Below are 20790 nucleotides of genomic sequence, written 5' to 3'. Positions count from 1 at the left end.
TCACTCGACGGTGACGGACTTGGCCAGGTTGCGCGGCTGGTCGACGTCGAGGCCCTTCGCCGCCGACAGCTCCATGGCGAAGATCTGCAGCGGGACGACCGCGAGCAGCGGCTCGAAGAGCGGCGCGGCCAGCGGGATGCGGATGACCTCGTCGGCGAACGGCAGCACGGCGGCGTCTCCGGCCTCGGCGATCGCGATGACGCGGGCGCCGCGGGCGCGGATCTCCTGGATGTTCGAGACGACCTTCTTGTGCAGCTCGTCCGACCAGCGCGGGCTGGGCACGACGACGAACACCGGCTGACCCGGCTCGATCAGGGCGATCGGTCCGTGCTTCAGCTCACCGGCCGCGAAGCCCTCGGCGTGGATGTACGCGAGCTCCTTGAGCTTCAGCGCGCCTTCCAGCGCGATCGGGTAGCCGACGTGACGACCGAGGAACAGCACCGCGCGGGTGTCCGACATCCACTTGGCCAGCTGCGCGATCTCGGCGTGCGACTCGAGCACCGTGGCGATCTTGGCGGGCACCTCCTGCAGCTCCTCGATCGCGTCGCGCTGCTGGGCGGCGCTCAGGGTGCCGCGGACGCGCGCCAGGTGAAGGCCGAACAGGTACAGAGCGGTGATCTGGGCGACGAAGGCCTTGGTCGACGCGACGGCGACCTCCGGGCCGGCGTGCGTGTACAGCGCGGCGTCGGACTCGCGCGGGATGGTCGCGCCCTGCGTGTTGCAGACCGAGATGGCCTTGGCGCCGCCCTCGCGGGCGTACTTGACGGCCATCAGCGTGTCCATCGTCTCGCCCGACTGGCTGATCGAGATGACCAGGGTGCCGTCGGTCAGCACGGGCTCGCGGTAGCGGAACTCGTGGCTCAGCTCGACCGTGACCGGCACCCGGGCCCACTTCTCGATCGCGTAGCTGCCCACCAGGCCCGCGTACGCGGCGGTGCCGCAGGCGATGATCGTGATGCGGTCGATGCCGGCGAAGTACTCGTCGCCGAGCGCGTCGAGCTCGGGGATGTGGACGGCGCCGTCGACGAGACGGCCGCGGAGCGTGTTGGCCACCGCATCCGGCTCTTCGGCGATCTCCTTGGCCATGAACGACGACCACCCGCCCTTCTCGGCGGCGGAGGCGTCCCAGGCGACCTCGAACGGCTCGACCTCGACGGGCGCGCCGGCGAAGTCGGTGACCGTGACGCTGTCCGGCGTGATGGTGACGATCTGGTCCTGACCGATCGCCATCGCCTTGCGGGTGTGCTCGACGAACGCGGCGACGTCCGAGCCGAGGAAGTTCTCGCCCTCGCCGAGCCCGATGACGAGCGGCGAGTTGCGGCGCGCGCCGACGACGACGTGCGGCTGGTCCTGGTGCATCGCGAGGAGGGTGAATGCACCCTCCAGGCGTGAGACGACGCTCTGGAACGCCTCGGGCAGGTCGCCCGTCCGGCGGTACTCGCGGCCCAGCAGCACGGCTGCGACCTCGGTGTCGGTCTCGGACTCGAAGGCGAAGCCGTCGGCGAGCAGCTCGTCCTTCAGCGTCGCGAAGTTCTCGATGATGCCGTTGTGGATGACGGCCAGGCGACCGTCGTCGCCCAGATGCGGGTGCGCATTCACGTCGGTCGGGCCGCCGTGCGTCGCCCAGCGGGTGTGACCGATGCCGGTCTGCCCGTTCGGGATGGGGTGCTCCTGCAGGTCTTCGGTCAGCACCGAGAGCTTCCCGGCCTTCTTAGCGGTGCCGAGGGCGCCGTCCGGGCCGATCACGGCGATGCCCGCGGAGTCGTATCCGCGGTACTCCAGGCGCTTCAGGCCGCCGAGAAGCACCTCGAGGCTCTTGTCGGTACCGACGTACCCCACGATTCCACACATGCACCCGAGTCTATCGTGGGCGTAAGTGGGAGCCGGCTCGGAGCGCCCCCTAGAATTGGTGCCCTATGCTTCCGAACGGCGACTCCTCCACCCCCTTCGTCGAGCTGAGCAGGGCCGACTGGGCGGAGCTGGCGGAGAACACCAGACTGCCGCTGCAGGAGACGGAGATCGTCCAGCTCCGCGGCCTCGGCGATCCGCTCGACATGCGTGAGGTGTCGGAGGTCTACCTCCCGCTCAGCCGTCTCCTCAATCTGTACGTGGGTGGCGCGAAGCAGCTCCATCGGGTGACGAGCGACTTCCTCGGCGAGCGGGCGGCCAGCACGCCGTTCGTCATCGGCGTCGCGGGCTCTGTCGCCGTCGGCAAGTCGACCATCGCGCGCCTGCTGCGCGAGCTGCTGTCGCGCTGGGACGACACCCCGCGCGTCGAACTGGTGACCACGGACGGCTTCCTTCTTCCCAACGCCGAACTCGAGCGCCGCGGCCTGATGGAGCGCAAGGGCTTCCCGGAGTCGTACGACCGGCGGGCGCTGCTGCGTTTCGTCACGGCCATCAAGAGCGGCGCCGCGGAGGTCCGGGCCCCCTTCTACTCGCACCTGAGCTACGACATCGTTCCGGATGCGGAGATCGTCGTGCGGCGCCCGGACGTCCTCATCGTCGAGGGCCTCAACGTGCTGCAGCCGGCGGGAGGCGGCAACCGGCTCGCCGTGAGCGACCTGTTCGACTTCAGCGTCTACGTGGATGCGCGCACCCGCGACATCGCGCACTGGTACGAGGAGCGCTTCCTGAAGCTGCAGCGCGGTGCGTTCGCCAATCCGAAGTCGTACTTCCACCGCTATGCGCAGCTGACGGAGGATGAGGCGCGAGCGCGGGCCGCATCCATCTGGACGGCGATCAACGAGCCGAACCTGCTCCAGAACATCCGGCCGACACGCTCGCGCGCCAAGCTGGTGCTGCGGAAGGATGCCGATCACACGGTGAGCTCCGTCCTGCTGCGCAAGCTCTGATCTGGCTTCTAAACCTCAGGCATGCATAAATGAGGTCGTGGTGCTCTGGCCATGCATGCATACGACCCGTAAGCATGAGGCATGCCAGCACCACGTTCTCGCGCCGCCGAGCTCTTCGGGCAGCGGGTTCGCGAGGCACGCATCGCGCTCGGGATGAGCCAGGAGGACATCGCCAACCTGGCCGACATGCACGTGACGCACTACGGGCGGGTGGAGCGCGGCGAGGCGAACTCCGAGCTGCACACCATCGTCCGCATCGCCACAGCGCTCGACGTCGACCCGGGCACCCTGATGGCGGGACTGTACGGCACCGAGATGCTGCCCGACCGTTCGCGCGCCTACTCCGTGGCGGACTTCCTCGCGGCGCGCCGGGCGCACGAGACGCGCTGACGCGCGAGAGTGCTGACGCGCGAGACGCGCTGACCGGCTAGAGAGCCAGCCGCTCCCGCACGACATCCGCGAGCTCGTTCGCCAGACGCTCCGCCGTGACCTGATCCGCGGCCTCGACCATGACGCGGACGAGCGGCTCGGTGCCGGACGGGCGCAGCAGCACGCGCCCGGTGTCGCCGAGTGCGCTCTCCGCCGTCTGAACGGCCGTGCGGAGTCCCTCGTCGGTGTGGACCGCGTGGTGGTCGACGTTCTTCACGTTCACCATCACCTGCGGGTACACGGTCATCACGCGGGCGAGCTCCGCCAGCGTCTTGCCCTGGCGTGCCATCTCGCTGAGGAGGTGGAGCCCGGTGAGGATACCGTCACCCGTCGTCGCGAACTCGCGCATGATGACGTGGCCGGACTGCTCTCCGCCGAGGGAGTAGTCGTGCTCGTTCATCTCCTCGAGCACGTACCGGTCACCGACCGCGGTCTCGACCATCCGGATGCCGTGGTCGCGCATGGCGAGCTTCAGGCCCAGGTTGCTCATCACCGTGGCGACGAGGGTGTCGTCGCGCAGCTTGCCGCGCTCCTTCATGCCGACCGCGAGGATCGCCATGATCTGGTCGCCGTCGACGACGTTGCCGTCGGCGTCGATCGCGAGGCAGCGGTCCGCGTCGCCGTCGTGGGCGATGCCGACGTCGGCGCCGGCCGCGAGCACGGCCTTCGCGAGGTTGTCGAGGTGCGTGGAGCCGACACCGTCGTTGATGTTCATGCCGTCCGGCGCGTCGCCGATGACGGTCACTCGCGCTCCCGCGTCGGTGAACACTTCGGGCGAGATTCCCGCCGCCGCGCCGTGGGCGCAGTCGAGGACGACGTGGATGCCGTCGAGGCGGTGCGGGAGGCTGCCGAGGAGGTGGAGGACGTAGCGGTCCTCCGCGTCGGCGAAGCGTCGGATGCGGCCGACGTCGGCGCCGGTCGGGGTCAGCTTCTCGAGGTCGAGGTGCTGCTCGATGCGGTCCTCGACGACGTCGGGGAGCTTGGTGCCGCCGCGGGCGAAGATCTTGATCCCATTGTCGGGGGCCGGGTTGTGCGAGGCCGAGACCATCACACCGAAGTCTGCATCGAAGTCGGCGATGAGGAAGGCCGCTGCCGGCGTGGGGATGACTCCCGCGTCGTACACGTCGATGCCCGAGCTGGCGAGCCCGGCCGCGACGGCGGCGGAGAGGAACTCACCCGAGACACGGGGGTCGCGGGCGACGATGGCCGTTGGGCGCTTGCCGGCGGCGCGGCGCGCCTCGGCGCTTCGGCCTTGCGTCAGTACAGCAGCAGCTGACTGCGCAAGGCCGAGCGCCAGGTCGGCGGTGAGACTGCCGTTCGCGAGACCGCGAACGCCGTCGGTTCCGAAGAGGCGTGGCATGGACCGAAGCCTAAACGCTGGCGAGCGTTAGCGCTTGGAGAACTGCGACGCCTTGCGGGCCTTCTTGAGACCGGCCTTCTTGCGCTCGGTGACGCGGGCGTCACGGGTGAGGAAGCCGGCCTTCTTCAGGGTCGGGCGGTTGTTGTCGCGGTCGATCTCGTTGAGAGCGCGCGCGATGGCGAGGCGCAGTGCGCCCGCCTGACCCGAGGGGCCACCGCCGGTGATGCGGGCGACCACGTCGTAGGAGCCGATGAGGTCGAGCACCTTGAACGGGTCGTTGATGAGCTGCTGGTGCAGCTTGTTCGGGAAGTAGTCGGCGAACTCACGGCCGTTGACCGTGATGGTGCCGGAACCCGGGACCAGGCGCACGCGCGCGATGGCCTCCTTGCGGCGGCCGACGGCCGCGCCGGGAACGGAGAGGACGGCGCGCGGGGCGGCCGGGGCCTCGGAGGCCGGGGTCTCGGTCGAGTAGGACTCGACGTTCTCGGCCTGGGCCGAGTCGATGCTGTCTGCGATCTTCGCCACGGTGGTGATAATCCTTTGTCTCTTTAAGTCGTGAAGGTCTGCGTCGTCGCGCTTACTGGGCGACCTGGCCGAGCGTGTACGGCTTCGGCTGCTGGGCGGCGTGCGGGTGCTCGCTTCCGGTGTAGACCTTCAGCTTGCGGAGCTGGGCGCGGCCGATGGAGTTCTTCGGCAGCATTCCGCGGACGGCCTTCTCGACGGCGCGCACCGGGTTCTTCTCGAGGAGCTCCGAGTACGTGGTCGCCTTCAGTCCGCCCGGGTACCCCGAGTGGCGGTAGGCCTTCTTCTGCAGAGCCTTCTGACCGGTCAGCGCGACCTTGTCAGCGTTGACGATGATGACGAAGTCACCGCTGTCCATGTGCGGGGCGAAGGTCGGCTTGTGCTTGCCGCGGAGGAGGGCGGCGGTGTGGCTGGCGAGACGGCCGAGCACGACATCGGTCGCGTCGATGACGACCCAGTCGCGCTGGATCTCGTCTGCCTTCGGGGAATAGGTGCGCGTCACAGTAGTGGCTGCTTTCTGTCTCGAACGGAGGTGTTCGTGAATCCCACTCCGTTGGTGGTTCGCTCGCGATGGCGTCGAACCGGACCGGTGGAGGGCTCACGTTCGTGTGTCCGGCCGCAGGGGCCCGGACACCAAAGGTCAATACTACGGGAGCCGGACACGCCCGGTCAAACCGGGAGGGAGATGCCCGCCTGCTGCTCGGAGACCTCCCACACCCGGACGGCCTCCACGGCATCGCGGAGCGGCGGATACGGCGTCTGCTCCGCCGGAGCACCCCCGAGGTGCCCGGGTCCGCTCGGGCCGTACATCCTGCCTCCTTCCGCATCCGGCCCCGTCGCCGCGAGCAGCGCGGGAAGCGCGGCCGTCTCCGGGGTGCCGACCAGGAGGCCGCGGGCGGACAGCCAGCGGATCATGCGGACCGCCCCGGTGTCCGCCGCACGCCCGTACCCGGGCTGCGCTGCGAGCAGGTTGGTGGGAGCGACCCCGGGATGCGCGAGGTTGCTGCTGATACCCCATCCGGCCGCCGCGCTCCGCCGATCGAGCTCCAGCCCGAACAGGCCGAGCGCGATCTTCGAGGAACGGTATGCCGCTTGGGCGCGATACGGCCGCTCGGCGCCGAGGTCGTCCCAGTCGATCGCGCCGCTCCTCGCCACGACGCTCACCTGCGATGTGACCCGCGCCCGCCCCTCCTGGAGCAGCGGGAAGAGGGCTCCCACGAGCGCGACGTGGCCGAGGTGGTTGGTGCCCCACTGCAGCTCGAAGCCGTCGACGGTGGTGCGGCGCTCCGGAGGCGTCATCAGCCCGGCGTTGTTGATGAGGATCTGGACCGGCTGCCCGTCAGCTCGCATCCCCTCGCCGAACGCGGCGACCGAGTCGAGCGAGGCCAGGTCGAGGTCACGAAGCACCAGCCGCGCATCCGGGACGGTGGAGCGGATCCGATCCGCAACCGCAGCTCCCTTGGCTCGGTCGCGCACCGGCATGACGACCTCCGCGCCCGCCTGCGCAAGCCGTGCCGCGATGACCGTCCCCATGCCGTCGCTGGCCCCGGTGACGACGGCCCGTCTGCCGGTGAGCGGGGGGATGTCGATGTCGATCGTTCGTGCCACGGTGTTCTCCTTCGTTCGGTGACTCCACCCTGGACGCTCGGGCCATCCGTAGCCACGGCCCGGCGATCCGTGGTTACGGAGAGCGCCACACGGTAGACATGAGGGGTGATCGACCGTATCGGACTCGCCCAATTCCTCCGGACCCGGCGTGACCTGCTCCAGCCGGAGGACGTGGGCCTCCCGCGCGGCAGCCGCCGCCGCACGTCCGGGCTGCGGCGTGAGGAAGTGGCCGCCCTGGCGCACATGTCGGTCGACTACTACGCCCGGCTGGAGCGGGAGCGAGGTCCCCAGCCGTCCGAGCAGATGCTCGCCTCGATCGCTCAGGGGCTCCATCTCTCCCACGCGGAGCGCGATCACCTGTTCCGTCTCGCCGGCCACACCCCGCCTGCGCAGGGCTCGGAGAGCGAGCACGTGAGCCCCGGCCTGCTGCGCGTGCTCGATCGGCTCGACGACACCCCGGCCGAGATCGTGACCGAAGTGGGAGAGACGCTGCGGCAGAGCAGGATGGGCGTGGCCTTGACCGGTGATACGGCGTCGCTCCGCGGGCCGGAGCGCAGCCTGGGAGTGCGATGGTTCACCGACCCGGGTTCGCGCAGCCTGTACGCCCCTCGCGACCACGACTTCCTGAGCCGGATGTTCGCCTCCGGCCTGCGCGAGATCGTGACAGCGCGCGGTCCCGGGTCGCGGGCGGCCGCTCTGGCGGACTACGTCCTCGACCGCAGCGCCGAGTTCCGGACGCTCTGGGCGGCGCACGAGGTCGGGCTCCGGCCGAAGGAGGTCAAGCATTTCACTCACCCGGAGGTCGGGGAACTCGAACTGCACTGCCAGCAGCTCGTCGACCCGGGTCACGCGCACTCGCTGCTCGTCTACACCGCGATACCGGGCAGCGAGTCCGCGGAGAAGCTGCGCCTGCTGTCGGTGATCGGAGCCCAGACCCTCCAGGGCGGGCTGACCCGCACTCAGCCCCAGGGCTGAAACCTCGCCCGATCACGCGCACAATCGGCGGCCTCACCCTAGCGTTGCCCGTATGAGTCCGATCCTGACGCGCAGCCGGTGGCTGTTGGAGCCCGCCCTCGCCGTGACGTTCTTCGTGTTCTGGGCGCTGACGGAAGCGGGCCGCAACCAGCTCCTGCCGTCCGCCCTCCGCGCCACCGTTCCGTTCTGGGCCGCGCTGCTCGTGCTCGGGTGCGCCATCGGGCTCTCCCGGCTCAGTCCTGTCGCGGCCATGGCGACCGGGACCGCGGTGCTCATCGGGCAACTCCTCTTCCCGGCGGGGATCTTCCAGAACGCGGCCATCTACCTCGGTTATGCCGTCATCATCGTCGTCGTGGCCGCCACGGTGCACGGTCGCATGCGGGTCGTCGCCCTCGCCTTCGCCGTCGGGGCGGGAGTGTCCGTTGCGGGCCTCCTGTCCTGGGCCCAGGGGATCGGGCACACCGATGCTGCGATCCGAGTGACATTCTTCGTCGTCTGCGCCGGAGCGGCGGCGTTCGCCTGGGTCATCGGCACCCTCATCGGCGTCTGGATGCGCACGCGGTGGAGCGAGGAGGAGCTCGCGCGCACGACGGCCGAACTCCGCGTCGCGGAGGTCGAGACGATGGTCGCCGGCGAGAGGGAGCGCATCGCCCAGGACGTGCACGACATCATGGCGCACTCCCTGTCGGTCATCCTCGCCCAGGCGGACGGTGCTCGCCTGCTCGTGGACGAGCGCCCCGCATCCGTCGCGCCCTCGCTCGCGACCATTGCAGACACCGCGCGAGCGTCGTTGACCGAGGTCCGGGTGCTGATCGAGACCCTCGTCGGCAGTCCCGACGGACCCGTGCATCCCGGCGTGACCGATCTCGACGACCTGGTGGAGCGGATGTCCGACGCCGGCCTCGTGATCTCCGTCGAGCGGTTCGGCGGCGCCGTGGTACTCAGCGCGGCACAGGAACTCGCCGTCTACCGGATCGTCCAGGAGGGCCTCACCAACGCGCTCAAGCACGCTGGCACCGGTGCACGCGCGCGGCTGGCGTTGGACGAGCGTGAAGACGGCATCGCCCTGTCCCTGGCATCCCGGCCCTCGGTTCCTCGGGATGCCCCTCCGCCCAACCCAGCGGGCCGCGGCCTCATCGGGATGCGCGAGCGCGCCCGGTTCGCCGGAGGCTGGCTCGACGCCGGCGAGGACGAGGACCAGCCGGGCGGGTATCTCGTGACGGCCTACATCCCGGCGACCGGCCGGAATGCGGTGACCGCATGATCCGGGTCGCGATCGCCGACGACCAGCCGCTGTTCTGCACGGGGCTGCAGATGATGATCGAGTCGCAACCCGATCTCGAGTTCGCCGGCAGCGCGCCGGACGGCCTGCAGGCGATGCACCTGGCCCGCTCGGCACGACCGGATGTGCTGCTCATGGACATCCGGATGCCGGTGCTGGATGGCATCGCAGCGACAGAGGGCATCCGGCGGGAAAACGCGGAACCACTCCCCCGCATCGTCGTCCTCACGACCTTCGAACGCGACGAGGCGGTCGCCGCGGCGCTTCGAGCGGGAGCGGACGGCTTCGTGCTGAAGGATGCGACGCCGGAGTTCATCCTGGCGGCGATCCGCACCGTGCACGATGGTCATTCGGTCATCGCACCGAAGGCGACCACGGACCTGTTCCGCACACTGGCCCGCCGCCGCCCGGAGGCGATCGACGCCCTGTCGGTCCGCGAGAAGGAGGTGTTCCTCCTCGCCGCCCGAGGCCTCAGCAACGGCGAGATCGGCCGGACGGCGTTCATCTCCGAGGCGACCGTCAAGTCGCACGTCCGCAGCATCCTCGCCAAGCTCGGGCTCGCGTCGCGCGTGCAACTGGTGGCGTTCGCCTACGAGAACGGGCTCGTGCGGTGAGCGGCCCTCACAGCTCGCGCATCGCGCGCGTTCGCTCCGCACGGAGGGCGAGTTCCGCTCCCTCGGGGTAGCCCACCTCCATCAGCGTGAGGCCGCGAGCGGGCATCACCTTGAAGGCGCTGGTGCGCTGCTTCTCGTCGCGCAGCGCCACGAGGTCGCCTGCGTCGAGCTTGCCCTCACCGACCTCGACGCATGCCCCGACCAGCGCGCGCACCATGCTGTGGCAGAAAGCGTCGGCCGTGAGCTCGGCGACGAGCACGCCGTCCTCGTCGCGACGCCAGCTGAACGCCTGGAGAGTGCGGATGGTCGTGGCGCCCTCACGCGCCTTGCAGTAGCTGGCGAAGTCGTGGAGCCCGAGGAGCCCGTGGGCGGCCATGTCCATCGCGTCCACGTCGAGGTCGGCCGACACCCAGGCCGTCCGGTGGCGCTGCAGCGGATCACGGAGGGCCGCGCGGTCGGCGACGCGGTACTCGTAGCGTCGCCAGAGGGCCGAGAAACGCGCGTCGAACCCGTCGGGTGCGACTGTCGCGGACAGCACGACGACGTCGGACACCGGGCCCAGGATGCCGTTCAGCCGCCGGCCGAGCGCCTCCTCGGCGGACAGCGGCGGACGTTTCCCGTGCGGCTTCCGGAGGACCGCCTCCTGTGCCGGGGACAGGTCGACGTGGGCGACCTGCCCGACGGCGTGCACCCCGGCATCCGTTCGACCCGCGACGGTCAGGAGCGGCGGCTCCCCCGCCCGCCGGAAGATCGTCGCGAGGGCGTCCTCCAACGTCCCCTGCACCGTCCGCAGCCCGGGCTGACGTCCCCAGCCGTTGAAGTCCGTGCCCTGGTAGGCGATGTCGAGGCGGTACCGCCGCGCGTGGTCGGCGGCCACAGGATCAGTAGGCACGCACGAGCCCCGTCTCGGCCTGCGTCGTCACGAACCCCATCCCCGTGTAGAGCCCCAGCGCACCGGTGGGATTCTCGGCGTCGACGTCGAGGACCACCTTGTCCCAGCCGCGCTGAGCGCACGCCTCGAGCACCGCTCGCAGCAGCGACGGCGCGATGCGTCTCCCCCGGTACGGCCGCGTCACGGCGACGGTGGACACGTACGCGCCCGTGAAGCCCTGCCCGGGCCAGTCGTCCTCGTTCACATCCGTGAGCAGGACGCCGGCGACCTCGTCGCCCGCGAGCGCGACGAACGAGAGCTCGGCGACGAACACTCCCGACACCAGACCGTCGAACTGCTCATCGCTCAGCGGCTGGCTGCCCCAGTGGTCCCGGAACGCGTCATCGCGCGCCGCATGGACGGCGGCGGCCAGCTCGCTCGTGTACGGGACGATCCGCACATCGATCGTCGGCGCCACCTCGGGGATGGGGTCGCGCAGGTCGCGTTCCATCGTCCGGAAGTACCGGGCCACCTCGAACCCGCCGACGAGGAGCAGCCGCTCGCGATCCGGCGCGCGCCGGTCGGCGTAACCCACCAGCCAGCCCGGCAGCGCCTTGTCCGACGCGGCCAGCTTCTGCTCGCCCCGGGCACGCTGCCACGCCAGCAGCTCACGTCCGATCCCCTGGCCGCGGAACTCGGGATGCACGCCGCCGTTCATGAACTCGCGCACCAGTGTCTCCTGCCGCGGCGGTTCCATCACGATGCCGACGGCGACGACCCGACCGTCGGCGGTGACGGCCAACAGCGAGTCGGCATCCAGGTCGATGAAGCTGTAGCCCAGCTCCTCCTCGACCTCTTCGCGTGTCGTGACGTAATTGGGGTGGTCCTGGACGGCGATCGCGCGGTACACCTCGTGCACCGCATCCACATCGGCCGCCGTCGCGGGCCGCCACTCCTCGATGAGGGGATGCTGCGGGCGGTAGGTCGGCGGCGCGGCGACCCGCTCGCGGAGCGGGCTCAGAGTGTCGTCGGTCATCCCTTCACCCTAGAGCCTCGCCTCCCGCCCCCGCCCGGCATCCGTGGGTCGCAACACGCCGTTTTGCGGTCGCCATAACGGCGTGTTGCGACCCACAGACCGCGGGAACGACGAAGGCCCCGCATCCACGGATGCAGGGCCTTCGTGTGGAAAGGGGAGGGCGTTACGCCTTCTCCGCCTCGCTCTCGGCGTCGGTCTCACCGGCGGCGTCGGCGTCGGCGGTCGCGTCCTCGACGACTTCCGCCTCGGCGGCGGCGGTCTCGGTGCTGGTCTCCTCGGCCGAGGTCTCCTCGGTCGCGGCCTCCTCGGCAGGGGTCTCCTCGACCGGCGCAGCCTTGGGGGCGGCGGTGGTCTTGGACGACTTCACCTTCGGGGTGACGGGCTCGAGCACGAGCTCGATCTGCGCCATCGGCGCGTTGTCACCCTTGCGGAAGCCGAGCTTCGTGATGCGGGTGTAGCCGCCCTCACGCTCGGCGACCAGCGGCGCGATCTCGGTGAAGAGCTCGTGCACGACGGACTTGTCGCTGATCACGGCGAGCACGCGACGGCGGGCGTGCAGGTCGCCGCGCTTCGCGAACGTGATCAGGCGCTCGGCCACGGGACGCAGGCGCTTGGCCTTCGTCTCGGTGGTCTTGATGCTCTTGTGCGTGAAGAGCGCAGCGGCCAGGTTGGCGAGCATGAGGCGCTCGTGCGCCGGGCCGCCCCCGAGGCGGGGGCCCTTGGTGGGCTTAGGCATGATCGGTTATCTCCAGTGTTGAAAAGGTCTGATGGCTGAGTCGGGCGACGAGCCTCAGATGGTGGTGGACTCGTCCTCGTCGTAGCCGCTGTAGAAGTGGGCGCCGTCGAACCCGGGGACCGAGTCCTTCAGCGACAGACCCATCTCCGTCAGCTTGTCCTTGACCTCATCCACCGACTTCTGACCGAAGTTGCGGATGTTCATGAGCTGCGTCTCCGACAGCGAGACGAGCTCGCTCACGGTGTTGATGCCCTCGCGCTTGAGGCAGTTGTACGAGCGGACCGAGAGGTCGAGGTCCTCGATCGGCATCGACAGCTCGGAGCTGAGGACGGCGTCGACCGGAGCCGGGCCGATCTCGATGCCCTCTGCGGCGCTGTTGAGCTCGCGAGCGAGACCGAACAGCTCGACCAGCGTGCGGCCGGCCGAGGCGATGGCGTCGCGCGGGCTGATCGCGGGCTTGGTCTCGACGTCGACCACGAGGCGGTCGAAGTCGGTGCGCTCACCGGCACGGGTGGCCTCGACGCGGTAGGTGACCTTCAGGACGGGCGAGTAGATCGAGTCGATCGGGATCTGGCCCGCCTCGCTGTACTCGTTGCGGTTCTGCTGGGCCGACACGTAGCCGCGGCCGCGCTCGATGGTCAACTCGACCTCGAACTTCGCCTTGTCGTTGAGGGTCGCGATGACCAGCTCGGGGTTGTGGATCTCCACACCGGCCGGAGCCGAGATGTCGGCGGCGGTGACCTGACCGGCGCCGGTCTTGCGGAGGTACGCGGTGATGGGCTCGTCGTGCTCGCTGGAGACCACCAGACCCTTGATGTTCAGGATGATCTCGGTCACGTCCTCCTTGACGCCCGGAACGGTGCTGAACTCGTGCAGCACGCCGTCGATGCGGATGCTGGTGACAGCCGCGCCGGGGATGGAGGAGAGGAGGGTGCGGCGCAGGGAGTTGCCGAGGGTGTATCCGAAGCCGGGCTCCAGGGGCTCGATGACGAACCGCGAGCGGAACTCGGAGATGTTCTCTTCGGTGAGCGTAGGACGCTGTGCAATGAGCACTATTGATTCCTTTCGGCTGAATGTCCGCTATATGACATTCGCTTCTACTGGGGTGGGTTTCGTCACGCCGTCAGGCGGCGGCCCGAATGGACCGCCGCCTGCGGCGGACGAGAAGAGAACTCAGACGCGACGGCGCTTGGGCGGGCGGCAACCGTTGTGCGCCTGCGGGGTGACGTCGTTGATCGAGCCGACCTCGAGGCCGGCGGCCTGGAGGGAGCGGATCGCCGTCTCGCGACCCGAACCCGGGCCCTTGACGAAGACGTCGACCTTCTTCATGCCGTGCTCCTGCGCCTGACGCGCGGCCGACTCGGCGGCGAGCTGCGCCGCGAACGGGGTCGACTTGCGGGAGCCCTTGAATCCGACGCCGCCGGACGAGGCCCAGCTGATCACGGCACCGGTGGTGTCGGTGATCGAGACGATCGTGTTGTTGAACGTGCTCTTGATGTGGGCCTGGCCCACAGCAATGTTCTTCTTTTCCTTCTTGCGCGGCTTGCGAGCGGCCGACTTGGGTGCTGCCATTTCTTCTCCTGAATCCTAAGAGCGTGGGGCCGCGGGCCTTAGCGCGCCTTCTTCTTGCCGGCCACGGTGCGCTTCGGACCCTTGCGGGTACGAGCGTTGGTCTTGGTGCGCTGGCCGCGGACCGGGAGGCCCTTACGGTGGCGGATACCCTCGTAGCTGCCGATCTCGACCTTGCGGCGGATGTCGGCGGCGACCTCGCGGCGCAGGTCACCCTCCACCTTGAAGTTGCCCTCGATGTAGTCGCGGAGAGCGACGAGCTGCTCGTCGGTCAGGTCCTTGACGCGGATGTCGCCCGAGATCTCGGTCTCGCGCAGAGTCTGGAGGGCGCGGGTGCGGCCGACTCCATAGATGTAGGTGAGTGCGACCTCGACGCGCTTCTCGCGCGGGATGTCGACGCCTGCTAGACGTGCCATGTGTTGGCTTCTCCTGTGATGAGTGGAGGTCTGCAGCGATCCCGGTGCCCCGGCCTCCTCCGAGGGTGTCCCCCGTGTCCGTCTCCGGACGCGGGTTCTGGCATCGCCTGTTCTTCTATTCGGTTATGACTGCGTTCAGCCCTGGCGCTGCTTGTGGCGCGGGTTCTCGCAGATGACCATGACCCGGCCGTTGCGGCGGATGACCTTGCACTTGTCGCAGATCCTCTTGACCGAGGGGTTGACCTTCATGAGTGTTTCTTACCTTTGTTCGCTGTCCTCGTACCTCACCCGGGGCTACCCGTTGGGTGGGGCCGTTACTTACAGCAGACCTTTACTTGTAGCGGTAGACGATCCGGCCGCGGGTCAGATCGTAAGGGCTCAGCTCCACGATCACGCGGTCCTCGGGGAGGATGCGGATGTAGTGCTGGCGCATCTTGCCGGAGATGTGGGCAAGAACCTTGTGACCGTTCGTCAACTCCACGCGGAACATCGCGTTGGGAAGAGCCTCGATCACGGATCCTTCGATCTCGATGACACCGTCTTTTTTGGCCATAGCCTCACTGTCGCTAAAAGTCGTGGTTTGCTGGTCGTGCGTTGATCGGCGGAAGGCACGTGAGAACGCGCCTAAGACACCAAGGATCTATCTTATGGGAAAGGGCGCGAATCCGCCAATCCGAGTGTATGATCCTCCGCCGCTCTGGGCGAACACCGTGATCCGGGCGCCCATCAGGCGATCGGAACCGGCGCCACACCGAACGGGGCGAGGCCGGCGGCCCCGCCGTCGCTCGCGGTGAGCACCCAGATGCCGTCCGCGTGGACGGCGACGCTGTGCTCCCAGTGGGCGGCCGCCGAGCCGTCCTCCGTAGCGACGGTCCAGCCGTCGTCCTTGACGTAGGTCTCCTGCGATCCGAGCACGACCATCGGCTCGATCGCGACAACCAGCCCCGGGCGCACCTCCGGCCCCTTGGCGCGCACGCGGTAGTTGAACACCGGCGGCTCCTCGTGCATGCGGCGCCCGATGCCGTGGCCGATGTAGTCGGTCAGGATGCCGTAGTCGCCCTGCGCCGAGATGTAGTCCTCGATCGCCTCGCCCACGTCGTTGAGGTAGCGGGCGGACGCCAGGGTCGCGATACCGCGCCACAGCGACTGCTCCGTCACCTCTGAGAGGCGGGTGCGCTCGGCCACGAGTTCGGGATGCGCGGGATCGGGCAGCACGAAGGTGCGCGCCGCATCCCCGTTCCAGCCGCTCAGGATCGCGCCGCTGTCGACCGACAGGATGTCGCCGGGCTCGAGAATGCGCTGACCGGGGATCCCGTGCACCACTTCGTCGTTCACTGACGCGCAGATCGTGTGATGGTAGCCGGGCTCCAACTGGAAGTTCGACGCACCGCCCGCGTCCACGATCGCGCGCTCGGCGATCGCGTCGAGCTCGAGGGTGGACACGCCGGGAGCGACCGCCGCTGCCACCGCTTCGAGGGATGCGGCCGTCGCGCGCCCGGGCGCGAGCATGTCGCGGAGTTGAGCGGGCGTCTTGTAGATCGACCTCTTGAAGACCACTTCTAGGCCACGGACTCGCCGGTGGACGCGCCTGCGCCCGCGACCGGGACGATGCCGCGCTCGGCGAGGGCGGAGGTGATCCGCTCCGCGACCTCGTCCATCGCACCCAGGCCGTCGACCGGCACGAGGAGACCGCGCTCGCGGTACACGTCGATCAGCGGCGAGGTCTCGCGCACGTACACCTGCTGGCGGTGGCGGATGGCCTCTTCCGAGTCGTCTGCTCGACCCTGTTCGTGAGCCCGCTTGGTCAGGCGCTGCACGATCTCGTCCTGGTCGGCCGTCAGCTGGATGACCGCATCCAGCTTCTGCCCCTTGCCGGCGAGGAGCTCGTCGAGGTAGTCGACCTGCGCGAGCGTCCGCGGGTACCCGTCGAGCAGGAAGCCGTTCTTGGCATCCTCCTCGTCGAGCCGGTCCGCGACCAGCTGGTTGGTGAGCGTGTCGGGGACGTAGTCGCCCGCGTCGACGATGGCCTTGACCTGCTTGCCGAGCGGCGTCTCGTTCTTGATGTTGGCCCGGAAGATGTCGCCCGTGGAGATGTCGGGGATCCCGTAGACGGTGGTGATGCGGGAGGCCTGAGTGCCCTTGCCCGCTCCGGGGGGTCCGACGATCAGCATTCGGGTCAACGCAGAAGCCCTTCGTAATGCCGCTGCTGGAGCTGGGAGTCGATCTGCTTGACCGTCTCCAGCCCGACACCGACGATGATCAGGATGGACGTGCCGCCGAACATGAAGTTCTGGCTTGCGCCGATCAACGCGAAGGCGACCAATGGGATCAGCGCGATGATGCCCAGATAGAAGGATCCGGGCAGGGTCACCCGCGTGAGCACGTAATCGAGGTACTCGGCCGTCGGACGGCCCGCGCGGATGCCGGGGATGAAGCCGCCGTACTTCTTCATGTTGTCCGCGACCTCCTCCGGGTTGAAGGTGATCGCCACGTAGAAGTAGGTGAACCCGACGATCAGGAGGAAGTACAGCAGCATGTACAGCGGGTGGTCGCCCTTGGTCAGGTAGTTCGTGATCCACGTGACCCACGGCGCCGGTGCCTTGCCGGCGGCCGGCTGGTTGAACTGGGCGATGAGCGCCGGCAGGTACAGCAGCGACGACGCGAAGATGACGGGCACGACACCGGCCATGTTGACCTTGATCGGGATGTAGGTGTTGTTGCCGCCGTAGGTCCGTCGCCCGACCATGCGTTTCGCGTATTGCACGGGGATGCGCCGCTGCGACTGCTCGACGAAGACGACGCCCATGACGATGAGCAACCCGATCGCGATCACGACCAGCAGGATCTCGATGCCCTGCGACTGGCCGACCGCCCAGAGGGAGGACGGGAACTGCGCGGCGATCGAGGTGAAGATGAGGAGCGACATGCCGTTGCCGATGCCGCGTTCGGTGACGAGCTCGCCCATCCACATGATGAGGCCCGTGCCGGCGGTCATGGTGACGACCATGAGCATGATCGCGTACCAGGAGTCGTCCGTGATCAGCTGCGTGCACTGGGAGACGGCGGTGGTGCCGAACAGCGCGCCGCTGCGGGCGACCGTGATGAGGGTCGTCGACTGGAGGACGCCCAGCGCGATGGTGAGGTAGCGCGTGTACTGCGTGAGCTTGGCCTGGCCGGCCTGGCCCTCCTTGTAGAGGGTCTCGAAGCGCGGGATGACCACGCGCAGCAGCTGCACGATGATCGACGCGGTGATGTACGGCATGATGCCGAGCGCGAAGATCGAGAGTTTGAGGAGGGCACCGCCGGAGAACAGATTCACCAGCGAATACAGGCCGGAAGTGTCCTGATTAGCGTTCAGACAGGTCTGGACGTTGCCGAAATCGACGAATGGCGCAGGGATGAAGGATCCCAGCCGGAACAGGGCGATGATGCCCAGCGTGAAGAAGATCTTCCGGCGAAGATCCGGGGTGCGGAAGATCCGCCCAACGGCGCTAAACAATCCTGCGTCCTGCTTTCCTAAGAGTCAGTCGGGTGGCCGGTTCCCCGGCCACCCGACTCAGCTGCTCTGCGGATGACTACTTGACGGAGCCACCTGCGGCGACGATCTTCTGCTCAGCAGAGCCGGAGACCTTGTCGACCGCAACGTTCAGCTTAACCGCAATGTCCCCGTTGCCGAGAACCTTGACCTTCTCGTTCTTGCGAACGGCACCCTTGGCGACCAGGTCGGCGACGGTGACGTCACCGCCCGACGGGTACAGCTCGGCGAGCTTCTCCAGGTTCACGACCTGGTACTCGACGCGGAACGGGTTCTTGAAGCCGCGCAGCTTCGGCGCACGCATGTGCAGCGGAAGCTGGCCGCCCTGGAAGCCCGGACGCACCTGGTAGCGCGCCTTGGTTCCCTTGGTACCGCGACCGGCCGTCTTACCCTTGGAGCCCTCACCGCGTCCGACGCGGGTCTTCTCCTTCTTGGCGCCGGCGGCGGGGCGGAGGTGGTGCACCTTCAGGACCTGCTCGCGCGGGGCGGCGACGTCCTTCTTGGCGGAGGACTTCGCGGCCGGCTTTGCGGCCACGGTGTCGTCCGTGCTGGAGGCGGCGGCCTTGTCGGCAGCGGCCGAAGCCGACGCCTTCTTGGCCGGAGCCTTCTTCGCGGTGCTGGTCTTCTCGGCGGCCGGCTTGTCGCCGGCAGCCTTCGTGCTCGCGGCCTTGGTCGCGGGCTTCTTGGCGGCCGGCTTCTCAGCGGCCTCTGTGGTGGCCTTCTCTTCAGCCATTAGTCAATCTCCTCGACCTTCACCAGGTGAGCGACGGTGTTGACGTACCCACGGTTCTGCGGGTTGTCCTCGCGGACGACGACGTCACCGATGCGCTTCAGTCCCAGACTGCGCAGCGTGTCGCGCTGGTACTGCTTCTCGCTCACTTTCGACTTGATCTGCGTGATCTTCAGACGCGCAGCCATCAGGCACCTGCCTTCGCGGTCGCGGCGGCCTCGGCCAGCGCTGCCTCGGTGCGAAGCAGGCGCGCCGGGGCGACCTGGTCGTAGTCGAGACCACGGCGAGCTGCGACGGCGCGGGGCTCCTCGAGCTGCTTCAGCGCCTCGACGGTCGCGTGCACGATGTTGATCGTGTTGGACGAACCGAGCGACTTGCTCAGCACGTCGTGGATACCGGCGCACTCCAGGACGGCGCGCACCGGACCACCGGCGATAACACCGGTACCGGCGGCGGCCGGACGCAGGAGGACGACACCGGCGGCGGCCTCACCCTGCACCGGGTGCGGGATGGTGTTGCCGACGCGCGGGACGCGGAAGAAGTTCTTCTTCGCCTCCTCGACGCCCTTCGAGATCGCCAGCGGCACCTCACGGGCCTTGCCGTAGCCGACGCCCACCAGGCCGTTGCCGTCGCCGACGACCACGAGAGCGGTGAAGCTGAAGCGACGACCACCCTTCACGACCTTCGAGACGCGGTTGATGGTGACGACGCGCTCCAGGAACTGGCTCTTGTCGGCGTCACGGCTGCCACGGTCGCGGTTGGGGTTGCGCTCGCGGCCACCACGGCGCGGCTCGCGCTCGCTCCGGGTGTTGTTGTCGGTGCCCGCAGCGGTCTCCACCGGCTGCGCGCTGTCCGTTACCTGATCGGCCACGGTCTGCTCCTTGTTGTTCTCGTCGCTCACAGGTTCAGTCCACCCTCTCGAGCTCCCTCGGCGACAGCGGCGACGCGGCCCGCGTACTTGCTGCCTCCACGGTCGAACACGACGGCGTCGACACCGGCGCTCTTCGCGCGCTCGGCGACGAGCTCTCCGACCTTGCGGGCCTTGGCGGTCTTGTCACCGTCGAAGGTGCGCAGGTCCGCTTCCATGGTCGACGCGGACGCCAGCGTGTGGCCCTGCGCGTCGTCGACGACCTGCACGAAGACGTGGCGGGCCGAACGGGTCACGACCAGGCGCGGACGGACCGCGGTGCCCTCGATCTTCTTGCGAAGGCGGGTGTGACGGCGGTCGCGAGCGGCCGCCTTGCTCTTTCCTCTGGTACCCAGAGCCATGATTACTTACCAGCCTTTCCGGCCTTGCGACGAACGACCTCGCCGGCGTAGCGCACGCCCTTGCCCTTGTACGGCTCGGGCTTGCGGATCTTGCGGATGTTCGCGGCGACCTCACCGACGGCCTGCTTGTCGATCCCGGCCACGGTCAGGCGGTTGTTGCCCTCGACCGTGAACGTGATGCCAGCCGGCGGCTCGACGGTCACCGGGTGCGAGAAGCCGAGCGCGAACTCGACGGCCGAGCCCTTCTGGACGACGCGGTAACCGGTGCCGACGATCTCCAGGCCCTTGGAGTAGCCCTGGGTGACGCCGATGATCTGGTTGTTGATGAGGGTGCGGGTCAGGCCGTGCAGCGAACGCGAAGCGCGCTCGTCGTCCGGACGGGTAACCAGGACCTGGTTCTCCTCCAGCTTGACCTCGATGGGCTCGGCGACGGTGAGGCTGAGCTCACCCTTCGGGCCCTTGACGGTGACGGCCTGGCCGTCGATCTTCACATCGACCCCGGTCGGGATGTCGATGGGCAGTCTTCCAATACGCGACATGGCGGATTACCACACGTAGGCGAGGACTTCCCCACCCACGCCCTTCTTCTCAGCCTGGCGGTCCGTGAGCAGACCGGAGGAGGTGGACAGGATGGCGACGCCGAGCCCGCCGAGCACCTTGGGGAGCTCCGTGGACTTCGCGTAGACGCGAAGGCCGGGCTTCGACACGCGCTTGATACCGGCGATGGAACGCTCGCGGTTCGGTCCGAACTTGAGCTGCAGGGTCAGCGTCTTGCCGACGCGGGCGTCGGTGACGTCCCAGCCGGAGATGTAGCCCTCCTTGGTGAGGATCTCGGCGATGTGGGCCTTGAGCTTCGAGTGCGGCATCGACACGGTGTCGTGGTGAGCCGAGTTCGCGTTGCGCAGTCTGGTCAGCATGTCTGCGACCGGATCTGTCATGGTCATTTCGGTTTTCCTTACGGTCACCAGGTTTCGTTCAGCCGG

At 68.5% G+C, this 20790-nt stretch carries 27 protein-coding genes; 5 read left to right on the top strand and 22 right to left on the bottom strand.

From position 1 onward, the window contains the following. The gene (gene glmS, locus AXZ95_RS15260; protein ID WP_026307271.1) at positions 1-1851 is read right to left on the bottom strand and encodes a glutamine--fructose-6-phosphate transaminase (isomerizing); all 1851 of its coding nucleotides are present in this window, start codon (positions 1849-1851) and stop codon (positions 1-3) included. A gap of 65 nt (positions 1852-1916) precedes the next feature. Here glmS and coaA point away from each other — a divergent pair, with 65 nt between their 5' ends. Both coaA and AXZ95_RS15250 read left to right on the top strand, forming a co-directional pair. After that, positions 1917-2855, top strand: a complete 939-nt coding sequence (gene coaA / locus AXZ95_RS15255; RefSeq protein WP_018191931.1) for a type I pantothenate kinase — start codon at positions 1917-1919, stop codon at positions 2853-2855. Between the two features lie 81 nt (positions 2856-2936). Next, the gene (locus AXZ95_RS15250; RefSeq protein WP_018191932.1) at positions 2937-3245 is read left to right on the top strand and encodes a helix-turn-helix transcriptional regulator; all 309 of its coding nucleotides are present in this window, start codon (positions 2937-2939) and stop codon (positions 3243-3245) included. 37 nt (positions 3246-3282) lie between these two features. On the opposite strand, the gene glmM is transcribed toward AXZ95_RS15250, so the two are convergent. From glmM to AXZ95_RS15230, 4 genes are all read right to left on the bottom strand, one after another. Next, positions 3283-4644, bottom strand: coding sequence for a phosphoglucosamine mutase (gene glmM, locus AXZ95_RS15245; protein WP_018191933.1), 1362 nt, complete (start codon positions 4642-4644; stop codon positions 3283-3285). A gap of 27 nt (positions 4645-4671) precedes the next feature. Next, on the bottom strand, positions 4672-5169 hold the full coding sequence (gene rpsI / locus AXZ95_RS15240; RefSeq protein WP_018191934.1) for a 30S ribosomal protein S9: 498 nt from the start codon (positions 5167-5169) through the stop codon (positions 4672-4674). Between the two features lie 52 nt (positions 5170-5221). Then, complete coding sequence (gene rplM, locus AXZ95_RS15235; RefSeq protein ID WP_018191935.1) at positions 5222-5668, bottom strand: 50S ribosomal protein L13; 447 nt, start codon at positions 5666-5668, stop codon at positions 5222-5224. 167 nt (positions 5669-5835) lie between these two features. Then, positions 5836-6774 carry an SDR family oxidoreductase gene (locus AXZ95_RS15230; protein WP_018191936.1) on the bottom strand — a complete coding sequence of 313 codons (939 nt, stop codon included), beginning with the start codon at positions 6772-6774 and terminating at the stop codon, positions 5836-5838. Positions 6775-6879: 105 nt separating this feature from the next. On the opposite strand from AXZ95_RS15230, the gene AXZ95_RS15225 reads away from it, so the two are divergent. Genes AXZ95_RS15225 through AXZ95_RS15215 form a run of 3 tightly spaced genes read left to right on the top strand, consistent with a single transcriptional unit; the run spans position 6880 to position 9645 of the window. Beyond that, the gene (locus AXZ95_RS15225) at positions 6880-7749 is read left to right on the top strand and encodes a helix-turn-helix transcriptional regulator (RefSeq protein ID WP_018191937.1); all 870 of its coding nucleotides are present in this window, start codon (positions 6880-6882) and stop codon (positions 7747-7749) included. 52 nt (positions 7750-7801) lie between these two features. Next, positions 7802-9013: a histidine kinase gene (locus AXZ95_RS15220; protein ID WP_018191938.1), complete on the top strand. Its 1212-nt coding sequence runs from the start codon at positions 7802-7804 to the stop codon at positions 9011-9013. Then, positions 9010-9645, top strand: a complete 636-nt coding sequence (locus AXZ95_RS15215; protein WP_018191939.1) for a response regulator transcription factor — start codon at positions 9010-9012, stop codon at positions 9643-9645. Before AXZ95_RS15220 ends, AXZ95_RS15215 begins: the two co-directional genes overlap by 4 nt. Positions 9646-9652: 7 nt before the next feature. On the opposite strand, the gene truA is transcribed toward AXZ95_RS15215, so the two are convergent. The 17 genes from truA to rpsH form a co-directional block, all read right to left on the bottom strand. After that, on the bottom strand, positions 9653-10522 hold the full coding sequence (gene truA / locus AXZ95_RS15210) for a tRNA pseudouridine(38-40) synthase TruA (RefSeq protein WP_018191940.1): 870 nt from the start codon (positions 10520-10522) through the stop codon (positions 9653-9655). Between the two features lie 4 nt (positions 10523-10526). Next, positions 10527-11552, bottom strand: coding sequence for a GNAT family N-acetyltransferase (locus AXZ95_RS15205; protein ID WP_018191941.1), 1026 nt, complete (start codon positions 11550-11552; stop codon positions 10527-10529). A gap of 163 nt (positions 11553-11715) precedes the next feature. Further along, positions 11716-12288 carry a 50S ribosomal protein L17 gene (gene rplQ / locus AXZ95_RS15200; protein WP_026307272.1) on the bottom strand — a complete coding sequence of 191 codons (573 nt, stop codon included), beginning with the start codon at positions 12286-12288 and terminating at the stop codon, positions 11716-11718. A gap of 54 nt (positions 12289-12342) precedes the next feature. Then, positions 12343-13341, bottom strand: coding sequence for a DNA-directed RNA polymerase subunit alpha (locus AXZ95_RS15195; protein WP_018191943.1), 999 nt, complete (start codon positions 13339-13341; stop codon positions 12343-12345). A 120-nt stretch (positions 13342-13461) separates the two neighbouring features. Beyond that, a complete protein-coding gene (rpsK, locus tag AXZ95_RS15190) occupies positions 13462-13860 on the bottom strand; it encodes a 30S ribosomal protein S11 (RefSeq protein ID WP_018191944.1) in 399 nt (132 codons plus the stop codon). A gap of 38 nt (positions 13861-13898) precedes the next feature. Further along, positions 13899-14273: a 30S ribosomal protein S13 gene (gene rpsM, locus AXZ95_RS15185; protein ID WP_018191945.1), complete on the bottom strand. Its 375-nt coding sequence runs from the start codon at positions 14271-14273 to the stop codon at positions 13899-13901. A 135-nt stretch (positions 14274-14408) separates the two neighbouring features. Further along, positions 14409-14522 carry a 50S ribosomal protein L36 gene (gene rpmJ, locus AXZ95_RS15180; protein WP_018191946.1) on the bottom strand — a complete coding sequence of 38 codons (114 nt, stop codon included), beginning with the start codon at positions 14520-14522 and terminating at the stop codon, positions 14409-14411. 82 nt (positions 14523-14604) lie between these two features. Further along, on the bottom strand, positions 14605-14826 hold the full coding sequence (gene infA, locus AXZ95_RS15175; protein ID WP_011186713.1) for a translation initiation factor IF-1: 222 nt from the start codon (positions 14824-14826) through the stop codon (positions 14605-14607). Positions 14827-14999: 173 nt separating this feature from the next. Further along, complete coding sequence (map, locus tag AXZ95_RS15170) at positions 15000-15830, bottom strand: type I methionyl aminopeptidase (RefSeq protein WP_018191947.1); 831 nt, start codon at positions 15828-15830, stop codon at positions 15000-15002. Between the two features lie 2 nt (positions 15831-15832). After that, positions 15833-16453 (bottom strand): adenylate kinase, encoded by a 621-nt coding sequence (locus AXZ95_RS15165; protein ID WP_026307273.1) that lies wholly within the window; start codon positions 16451-16453, stop codon positions 15833-15835. Then, a complete protein-coding gene (gene secY, locus AXZ95_RS15160; RefSeq protein WP_018191949.1) occupies positions 16450-17772 on the bottom strand; it encodes a preprotein translocase subunit SecY in 1323 nt (440 codons plus the stop codon). The genes AXZ95_RS15165 and secY overlap by 4 nt, the downstream gene beginning before the upstream one ends. A gap of 76 nt (positions 17773-17848) precedes the next feature. Continuing rightward, on the bottom strand, positions 17849-18541 hold the full coding sequence (gene rplO / locus AXZ95_RS15155) for a 50S ribosomal protein L15 (protein WP_018191950.1): 693 nt from the start codon (positions 18539-18541) through the stop codon (positions 17849-17851). Next, positions 18541-18726, bottom strand: coding sequence for a 50S ribosomal protein L30 (rpmD, locus tag AXZ95_RS15150; RefSeq protein WP_018191951.1), 186 nt, complete (start codon positions 18724-18726; stop codon positions 18541-18543). The genes rplO and rpmD overlap by 1 nt, the downstream gene beginning before the upstream one ends. Next, complete coding sequence (gene rpsE, locus AXZ95_RS15145) at positions 18726-19376, bottom strand: 30S ribosomal protein S5 (RefSeq protein WP_269209392.1); 651 nt, start codon at positions 19374-19376, stop codon at positions 18726-18728. Before rpsE ends, rpmD begins: the two co-directional genes overlap by 1 nt. Positions 19377-19435: 59 nt before the next feature. Further along, on the bottom strand, positions 19436-19807 hold the full coding sequence (gene rplR / locus AXZ95_RS15140; RefSeq protein ID WP_018191953.1) for a 50S ribosomal protein L18: 372 nt from the start codon (positions 19805-19807) through the stop codon (positions 19436-19438). A 2-nt stretch (positions 19808-19809) separates the two neighbouring features. Then, entirely contained in the window at positions 19810-20346 is a 537-nt protein-coding gene (gene rplF, locus AXZ95_RS15135; protein WP_018191954.1) for a 50S ribosomal protein L6, read from the bottom strand. 6 nt (positions 20347-20352) lie between these two features. Further along, entirely contained in the window at positions 20353-20751 is a 399-nt protein-coding gene (gene rpsH, locus AXZ95_RS15130; RefSeq protein WP_018191955.1) for a 30S ribosomal protein S8, read from the bottom strand. Positions 20752-20790 lie beyond the last annotated feature (39 nt).

The organism is Leifsonia sp. 115AMFTsu3.1, from assembly GCF_004362795.1.
In the GTDB taxonomy this organism is placed as follows: Bacteria; Actinomycetota; Actinomycetes; order Actinomycetales; family Microbacteriaceae; genus Leifsonia.
This window is presented reverse-complemented; position numbering and strand designations above follow the sequence as displayed.

Coding starts and splice junctions, on each gene's coding strand:
- infA (WP_011186713.1), bottom strand. CDS start 14,826: ATGGCCAAAAAAGACGGTGTCATCGAGATCGAAGGATCCGTGATCGAG.
- AXZ95_RS15215 (WP_018191939.1), top strand. CDS start 9,010: ATGATCCGGGTCGCGATCGCCGACGACCAGCCGCTGTTCTGCACGGGG.
- AXZ95_RS15205 (WP_018191941.1), bottom strand. CDS start 11,552: ATGACCGACGACACTCTGAGCCCGCTCCGCGAGCGGGTCGCCGCGCCG.
- AXZ95_RS15220 (WP_018191938.1), top strand. CDS start 7,802: ATGAGTCCGATCCTGACGCGCAGCCGGTGGCTGTTGGAGCCCGCCCTC.
- coaA (WP_018191931.1), top strand. CDS start 1,917: ATGCTTCCGAACGGCGACTCCTCCACCCCCTTCGTCGAGCTGAGCAGG.
- rpsK (WP_018191944.1), bottom strand. CDS start 13,860: ATGGCAGCACCCAAGTCGGCCGCTCGCAAGCCGCGCAAGAAGGAAAAG.
- glmM (WP_018191933.1), bottom strand. CDS start 4,644: ATGCCACGCCTCTTCGGAACCGACGGCGTTCGCGGTCTCGCGAACGGC.
- rplQ (WP_026307272.1), bottom strand. CDS start 12,288: ATGCCTAAGCCCACCAAGGGCCCCCGCCTCGGGGGCGGCCCGGCGCAC.
- rplR (WP_018191953.1), bottom strand. CDS start 19,807: ATGGCTCTGGGTACCAGAGGAAAGAGCAAGGCGGCCGCTCGCGACCGC.
- rpmD (WP_018191951.1), bottom strand. CDS start 18,726: ATGGCTGCGCGTCTGAAGATCACGCAGATCAAGTCGAAAGTGAGCGAG.
- AXZ95_RS15250 (WP_018191932.1), top strand. CDS start 2,937: ATGCCAGCACCACGTTCTCGCGCCGCCGAGCTCTTCGGGCAGCGGGTT.
- rpsH (WP_018191955.1), bottom strand. CDS start 20,751: ATGACCATGACAGATCCGGTCGCAGACATGCTGACCAGACTGCGCAAC.
- glmS (WP_026307271.1), bottom strand. CDS start 1,851: ATGTGTGGAATCGTGGGGTACGTCGGTACCGACAAGAGCCTCGAGGTG.
- rpsM (WP_018191945.1), bottom strand. CDS start 14,273: ATGGCACGTCTAGCAGGCGTCGACATCCCGCGCGAGAAGCGCGTCGAG.
- rpmJ (WP_018191946.1), bottom strand. CDS start 14,522: ATGAAGGTCAACCCCTCGGTCAAGAGGATCTGCGACAAGTGCAAGGTC.
- rplO (WP_018191950.1), bottom strand. CDS start 18,541: ATGGCTGAAGAGAAGGCCACCACAGAGGCCGCTGAGAAGCCGGCCGCC.
- rplF (WP_018191954.1), bottom strand. CDS start 20,346: ATGTCGCGTATTGGAAGACTGCCCATCGACATCCCGACCGGGGTCGAT.